Consider the following 7,158-nt stretch of genomic DNA (forward strand, 5'->3'; position numbering starts at 1 on the left):
GAAAGTAATAGAGTTATAGTTAAATCAATTAGAGTTATCAATAAATGACCGCTACGTACGTTGCTCGACAACCTATCTTAAACCGTAACAAGAACACGCTTGGTTATGAGCTGCTGTTTCGTGACGGTGATAGGAATGCCTACCCCGCGCATATTGAGTCTAATCGAGCAACGTATCGCCTGATCGTTGAAAACTTCTTGTCCGTTGGGCTTAACCCTTCGATCCCATCTTCACGCTGCTTCATTAATTTTCCGTATCAAAGCTTGATTCGTCGTCTTCCAATGAGCTTACCGAAAGATAAGGTCGTAGTTGAGATTCTTGAAACCTGCCAACCGACCGATGAGCTATTAGAGGTAATCAAAGAGCTTTATCAAGCAGGGTATATGATTGCCCTAGATGACTTTACTTCGACACCTGAGTGGGAACGTTTCCTTCAATATACGCATATTGTTAAGCTTGATATCATGCAGATGGGGTTGGATGCGGCGTGTGAGTTAGTCAAAAAGCACGAAGGGAAGAAATATAGTTTTCTTGCTGAGCGGGTTGAAACGGAACAAGAGTTCCAACAAGCGAAAGAAGCAGGGTTTAAGTTTTTCCAAGGCTATTTCTTTAGTAAGCCCGAAATCATAAAGACTAAGTATATTAGCCCAGAGCAAGTGATAGCGATGGAGCTATTCCAAGAGGTCTGTAAGCCGGATGTCGACTTCCAACGTGTTGAAAGCATCGTCGCGAAAGATATTGCCTTATCCTATAAGCTTCTGCGCTTTGTGAACACTATGTCACCCCGCCTTGAGGTCACCATCTCTTCATTTCGTCAGGCCTTGGTTTATTTAGGGCAAGAGAAATTGAAAATGTTTGTCTCGCTAGCAGTAGCGTCTTATGTCTCTGATAAAAAGCCCAAAGAGCTGTATGGCCTGTCTTTGCAGCGTGCGCAGTTTTGCCAACGGATGTCTCGTTACCAAGTATTTAAAGGGCATACTGAACAAGCCTTTATGATTGGTTTGTTCTCATTGCTTGATGCGTTGCTCGATCTGTCGTTAGAGAACTTAATTGAACAATTACCGTTATGCACAAGTATTAAGGTCGCCTTGCTGCGCAGAGAAGGTCCATATGGCGCATTATTAGCGCTTGAAGAAAGTTTCGAACATGCTGATTGGCAAAAGATTGATGATCACTGTGCTGATCTAGGTTTGAACGTGGAACAAGTGAAAACAGAACTCACTGAAGCTCGACGTTGGAGCCATATTGTTACCAACAAACTCTGATATTTTTCGTTAAACTTTTATGACAATGAAAACGCACGCCTTGACGTGCGTTTTTTTATAACTAATATATATGCATATCCATATATGAGTATGTAGTTATGCTTCCTCACCAATTTTTTAAATTACTGTCTGATGAAACGCGAGTGCGTTGCTTAATGTTGATTGTGCGCCAAGAGTGCCTATCTGTTGGTGAGTTGACTCAGGCATTACAAGAAAGTCAGCCAAAGATTTCCCGCCATCTTGCGCAGTTGCGTTCAAACGGAATTTTAACTGACGTTCGCCAAGGGCAGTGGGTGTTCTACCGTCTGTCACAAGATTTACCGGGTTGGATGCTAAAGTTAATTGATGACCTTATAGCATCGAACTGTTTGAAAACTGAATACCAACAGGATATTGAGCGCCTAGAAGCCATGACTTCACGCCCTCAATGTTGCGTTTAAATACATTTAAATTTATTGCCAAAATCGTTGAGATTGCAGCTAGGCATAGTCAACAACACTGCGACTTCAAATATGAAGGCAATTAACTGAGAGAAAAGAGTATGACAGTCAAAGTAGGTATTAATGGTTTTGGCCGTATCGGCCGTCTAGCACTTCGCGCAGCATTCGACTGGGCTGAGCTAGAGTTTGTTCAAATTAACGATGTAGCAGGCGATACAGCAACACTGGCGCACCTTCTTGAGTTCGATTCGGTTCAAGGTCGCTGGAACCACGAAGTCACGGTTGAAGGCGATGAGATGATCATCAACGGCCAACGCATTAGAACTACGCAAGAGCGCGATATCGATGCGATCGATTGGTCTGGTTGCGATGTTGTCCTTGAAGCGACCGGTGTTCACCGTAAGGCATCTTTCCTAAACAAATACCTTGAGCAAGGTGTGAAGCGTGTTGTTGTATCGGCGCCAGTGAAAGAAGAAGGCATTGCAAACATCGTTGTCGGTGTGAATGACGCTATCTTCGATCCAGCGGTACATAAGATTGTGACTGCGGCATCTTGTACGACTAACTGTCTTGCGCCTGTTGTGAAGGTGATTAACGAGAAGTTAGGCATCGAGAACGCAGCCTTTACCACTATTCACGATCTCACCAATACGCAAACTATTCTTGATGCGCCCCATAAAGACTTACGCCGTGCACGTGCATGTGGCATGAGTCTTATCCCGACAACAACGGGCAGTGCAAAAGCGATTGTTGAGATTTTCCCGGAGCTTGAAAATCGTATTAATGGCCACGCGGTTCGTGTACCACTAGCGAACGCTTCTCTGACCGACATCATCTTCGAAGTGAAGCAAGACACCACAGCTGAAGAAGTCAACGCGATGCTGAAAGAAGCGTCTGAGAATGAACTGAAAGGCATTCTTGGCTTTGAAGAGCGTCCCCTGGTTTCTATCGATTACAAAGGCGACCAACGCTCAACGATCGTAGATGCGCTATCAACCATGCTAGTCGGTAAGCGCATGGTTAAGATCTACGCTTGGTACGACAACGAGATGGGTTACGCAACACGTACTGCTGAGCTAGTACGTACGGTTGGCCTAGCTTAATACTCTTCATACTTGAAGCTGCAAGCGTTGTTAACTGCGTAAGTTCACCGGAGCGCCGGCCGCCCTAATCACATAGACCCCCTATGCTCATAGGGCTGAACTTACTGGTTGCCTAGCTGCAACTCCAATTATTTTGAGTATCGGTCTATATACAAAAGAATTTTAAGAGATTAATGACGATGACGAATTCTCAAGCACACCCAACATGGCAGCTAGATTTAAAAACAGGTGCGTTAGTGCTTACTCCGTGCCCAGGCACTAAAGGCACTGACCTCGATGCATCTCTAGCGCAACTTAAAGCGCAAGGCGTGGAAGCGATTGTGACGGCGCTAGATAGTGAAGAACTGTCGAGCAAGAACGTTTCAAAGTTAGGCGAGAAAGCGCAAGCACTAGGCATGCAATGGTTCCAAATAGAAATTGAAGACGATTGTGCACCGGGTACCGATTTTGCTGCGAAGTGGCGGGCGACTAGTCCAGTTTTACACCAAATCGTGGATAACGGCGGCAAGGTAGCAATGCACTGCATGGGCGGTTCTGGCCGTACGGGTTTGCTGGCTGCACACCTGTTGTTAGAGAAGAGCTGGGACATGAACAAGATTGTTCAAGAGGTGCAGGCACTGCGTCCGGGCGCATTCACTAAAGCCATTCAGGTTGAATACATTAATGGCGTAGCTTCTGCGTAGCTCTTCATACTTGAACCAGCAGCGTTGTTAACTACACAAGTTCACCGGATCGCCGGCCGCCCTAATCACATAGAATACCTATGCTCATAGGGCTGAACTTGCTTGTTGCCTAGCTGCCACTCCAATTATTTTGAGTATAAGTTAAGTGGAAAGTAAGAATTAGAGCTTTTAAAAGCTCTTTTTGTTTAGATTGCAGAGATAGCGTTATGTTTTCAAATCTAAGTAAGAGCGTTCGCCAATACATGCTGGTGACCTTCAATTACTGGAACTTCACCATTACTGATGGTGCACTTCGTATGCTGGTGGTCTTGTATTTCTATGACCTTGGCTACAGTTCGTTAGAGATCGCCTCACTGTTCCTTTTTTATGAATTCTTTGGTGTGGTGACGAACCTAATTGGTGGTTGGTTAGGGGCGCGTCTTGGCCTCAATAAGACCATGAACATCGGGTTAGGGATGCAAGTTATTGCATTGGGTATGCTCGCGGTACCAACGGCAATGCTGACTATTCCTTGGGTAATGGCGGCGCAAGCCTTGTCTGGTATCGCTAAAGACCTCAATAAGATGAGTGCCAAGAGTTCGATTAAGACTCTGGTTCCTGATGAACAACAGGGCGCGCTTTATAAGTGGATTGCGATTCTGACCGGATCTAAGAATGCGCTTAAAGGGGCTGGCTTCTTTATTGGTGGTTTGCTGCTTTCAACGATTGGCTTCCAATACGCTGTGCTTGCGATGGCAGCCGTGTTGGCATTGGTCTTCGTTGGCAGTGTGTTGAGCTTAGAAGCGGACATGGGTAAAGCGAAAACTAAACCTAAGTTCAAACAGATCTTCTCTAAGTCTGAATCCATCAACATCCTATCTGCAGCGCGTATGTTCCTGTTTGGTGCTCGTGATGTGTGGTTTGTGATTGCTTTGCCGATTTATCTAGGCAGTGTGTTTGGTTGGGACCACTCATGGGTGGGTGGTTTCTTAGCAGCTTGGACCATTGCATACGGCTTTGTGCAGGGTATTGCGCCTAAGATTACCGGTAAAGCGCAAGGCAAGGTGCCTGATGGTCATGCCGCGCTGTTGTGGGCGGGTGCATTGGCTATTGTGACTGCCGGTATTGCTTATGCGGTGCAAATTGGCTGGCAACCAGAGCTAGTTATCATCGGTGGATTGATGGTATTTGGTGCCATCTTTGCGGTGAATTCATCGCTTCACTCATACCTGATTGTGAGTTATGCGAAAGGCGATGGGGTGTCTCTTGATGTCGGTTTCTACTACATGGCAAACGCGATGGGTCGCTTGATTGGCACGATATTGTCGGGCTTGGTATTCCAAATGGCCGGTTTGTCTGCGTGTCTGTGGGTATCCTTCGCATTCTTAGCGATAACGACGGTGATCTCTCTGCGTTTACCTAAAGTGCCGCAAATCTCAGCTGCATAAGCTTCAGCCGCATGAGCTTAAGTCGGATAACCTAGAGTCGAATAAGTTAAATTCGCGATAAGTATCTTCTTTAACACTAAGCTGACTTGGTATTTATTCCGGTCAGCTTTTTTATTGCTATAGTTGAATGATTGAATATTAATCAGGCATTTACATGAAGCAGCGAGTTCTCTTTTTTGATTTAGCACGATGTGTCGCGGCCATAGCTGTTATCGCGATTCATGTTTTGGCGCCTTATCGTAATGAATTAAGCACCATTCCTTTCGGTGAGTGGCTGACTGCCATTACGGTGAATGGTTTCAGCCGCTGGGCAGTGCCTGTGTTCATCTTGATTTCTGGTGCATTGATGCTGAGTGATCAGCGCCCGTTTGACGCCAAATACTACCTCAAGCGCCGTCTGGGTAAGGTACTGATCCCATTCATTGTTTGGTCGCTTTTCTATACCTACCTATCAGGTTGGTCGCTAATGGGTTTTGATGCGGACGTCAGTTGGGAGGTTTTGCTCAATAGTTATCATCACTACACGTACTATCACCTTGGTTTCTTCTATTACTTCATCCCACTCTACTTTGTGATTCCTTTTTTACAGATCATGGTCAGAAAGTACGGTGATAGATCTGTCTATGCCTTTACGGCGGTATGGTTGTTCACAACGTTATTGTTCTTATTGAAAATCGATGGCCCTTGGAGTCACGAGTTGTGGTTGTACACCGGGTACTTACCGTTGGGTTACCTGCTGTATAAGATGGTTCCACTTAACAAGATGACTGTCGGCGTGAGTGTGTTACTTGGTGGATTAGCGTTACTGACCACGGTTTATATGGTGGTTGATGCAAGTTTGGTCGCAGAAGAATACACGGTAGGGCGTTGGTTATCTTACAAGACGTTGAACACCGTATTAGCGGCGAGCATGGTGTTCATGGTGTGCCGTTACTATGGTGAAGGCTTGTCTGAGAAGAGCAATCAAGTGGTTGGTTTTATCAGTAAACACAGCTTAGGTATTTATCTGCTGCACCCGATTTTCTTATGGCCAATGAAAGAGTTCGGTTGGTACCAAGGACACCCTGCTTGGGTTATTCCATTATGGATCGTGATCAGCGGAGCTGGCGCGTTATGGATGAGCTGGTTGGTCTCTAAGTCAGAGAAAACACGTTGGTTATTGCCTTAGCGGTGGGTGCTAAGGCTTTCTGATGGATTGCTTAGAAGATACAGTTGAAGTACCTAATGTTTAGCGCTTCAATGCAAAGTGTAAAAACTTATCGCCTTGGTAGGTTAAGGTACCTTTGTCGCCAGGGTTCAGGGCGTGGAAGTAGTGGATTCCGACTTGGAACTCTCGTTTTGGACCAACCACACCACGTTGAACGTAAATCCAATACTCTTGATCTTCTTGGCCAGGTTCTGCATCAGGAAGGTCGATGGATTGTTTGTCCAACACAGTGACGTTCACTTTCTTTTCTGGCGCATTTTCACCTTGTGAGTGCTTTCGATAGAAACCAAAAAATACCCAAGCAGCTAGACCGGCGAGTGCAAAGATGGCAAAAAAGAGTGAATTAGGCATGTAACCTCCATGTAGTCGTGATGGTTATTCTAATCTTTCAAGCAATAGGGATATGTGTTTCAAGCCGTTATTCGTGAACTGTTGTAAGCCAAGCTGATTATTTTTCGGCAGACATCACATTTAGAGGCCAGTTTGGGATAAAGCATTGTTATTTATTGTCTCTTTCTCTCGTAAATAACAGTGATTTTGTATAAGAATAGGGAAATGCTCGACTAGAATTATAGTGTGGAGTGGGAGGGCTAATATGACCGATATTGAAAAAGTGGTGACAAGAACTCGTAATATAGAGAAATTATTGAGGCTTCAATATCATGCCGAAGGCGAAGGATTGCATGAGCTTGTAACAAGCTGTGAAGAAAGGCTACCGCACGATATGGTGAGCAAACTGCGTTATATCGCAACGTGTCGTAATAAGGTAGTCAATGAGCATGAGGCTAAGTTGGAAGACCAGCATAAGTTCATCATGATGTGTAACGACTGTGAGAAGGAGTTGACTCCACGTAGTGGTCGTTTTATTTGGCGAGTTGCAATCTTACTGATGATGGCAATGACTTTAGCTGCTGCTGGTTTCTATTATGCGAACTGGGATGTGTTAACACTGCATCTGTTTTCGAAATGAAAAAATTGTGACCCGTCCTGATATGGGTTGACACTTGATTGACTAAAACGCTCGATGTACTTC

Annotated in this window: 8 protein-coding genes; 7 read left to right on the plus strand and 1 reads right to left on the minus strand. The window is 45.1% G+C overall.

The genetic code is table 11. The features are described from left to right. Positions 1-44 precede the first annotated feature (44 nt). The 6 genes from AB6E08_RS16250 to AB6E08_RS16275 all read left to right on the plus strand — a co-directional run bounded on the left by AB6E08_RS16250 (position 45) and on the right by AB6E08_RS16275 (position 6,086). The gene (locus AB6E08_RS16250) at positions 45-1,265 is read left to right on the plus strand and encodes an EAL and HDOD domain-containing protein (protein WP_009848222.1); all 1,221 of its coding nucleotides are present in this window, start codon (positions 45-47) and stop codon (positions 1,263-1,265) included. 98 nt (positions 1,266-1,363) lie between these two features. Then, positions 1,364-1,705, plus strand: coding sequence for a metalloregulator ArsR/SmtB family transcription factor (locus tag AB6E08_RS16255; RefSeq protein ID WP_009848223.1), 342 nt, complete (start codon positions 1,364-1,366; stop codon positions 1,703-1,705). 101 nt (positions 1,706-1,806) lie between these two features. Continuing rightward, the gene (locus AB6E08_RS16260; RefSeq protein ID WP_102249642.1) at positions 1,807-2,808 is read left to right on the plus strand and encodes an ArsJ-associated glyceraldehyde-3-phosphate dehydrogenase; all 1,002 of its coding nucleotides are present in this window, start codon (positions 1,807-1,809) and stop codon (positions 2,806-2,808) included. 173 nt (positions 2,809-2,981) lie between these two features. Then, complete coding sequence (locus tag AB6E08_RS16265; protein WP_198592257.1) at positions 2,982-3,491, plus strand: cyclin-dependent kinase inhibitor 3 family protein; 510 nt, start codon at positions 2,982-2,984, stop codon at positions 3,489-3,491. A 206-nt stretch (positions 3,492-3,697) separates the two neighbouring features. Beyond that, positions 3,698-4,918 (plus strand): organoarsenical effux MFS transporter ArsJ, encoded by a 1,221-nt coding sequence (arsJ, locus tag AB6E08_RS16270; protein ID WP_102249641.1) that lies wholly within the window; start codon positions 3,698-3,700, stop codon positions 4,916-4,918. Positions 4,919-5,072: 154 nt separating this feature from the next. Then, positions 5,073-6,086, plus strand: a complete 1,014-nt coding sequence (locus AB6E08_RS16275; RefSeq protein ID WP_102249640.1) for an acyltransferase — start codon at positions 5,073-5,075, stop codon at positions 6,084-6,086. 60 nt (positions 6,087-6,146) lie between these two features. On the opposite strand, the gene AB6E08_RS16280 is transcribed toward AB6E08_RS16275, so the two are convergent. Beyond that, positions 6,147-6,476 (minus strand): DUF2500 domain-containing protein, encoded by a 330-nt coding sequence (locus tag AB6E08_RS16280; RefSeq protein ID WP_017097109.1) that lies wholly within the window; start codon positions 6,474-6,476, stop codon positions 6,147-6,149. Positions 6,477-6,720: 244 nt separating this feature from the next. Here AB6E08_RS16280 and AB6E08_RS16285 point away from each other — a divergent pair, with 244 nt between their 5' ends. Next, entirely contained in the window at positions 6,721-7,095 is a 375-nt protein-coding gene (locus tag AB6E08_RS16285; protein ID WP_004736595.1) for a hypothetical protein, read from the plus strand. Positions 7,096-7,158 lie beyond the last annotated feature (63 nt).

It is taken from the genome of Vibrio sp. 10N.247.310.24 (assembly GCF_041467175.1).
GTDB classification, from domain to species: Bacteria; Pseudomonadota; Gammaproteobacteria; order Enterobacterales; family Vibrionaceae; genus Vibrio; species Vibrio tasmaniensis_A.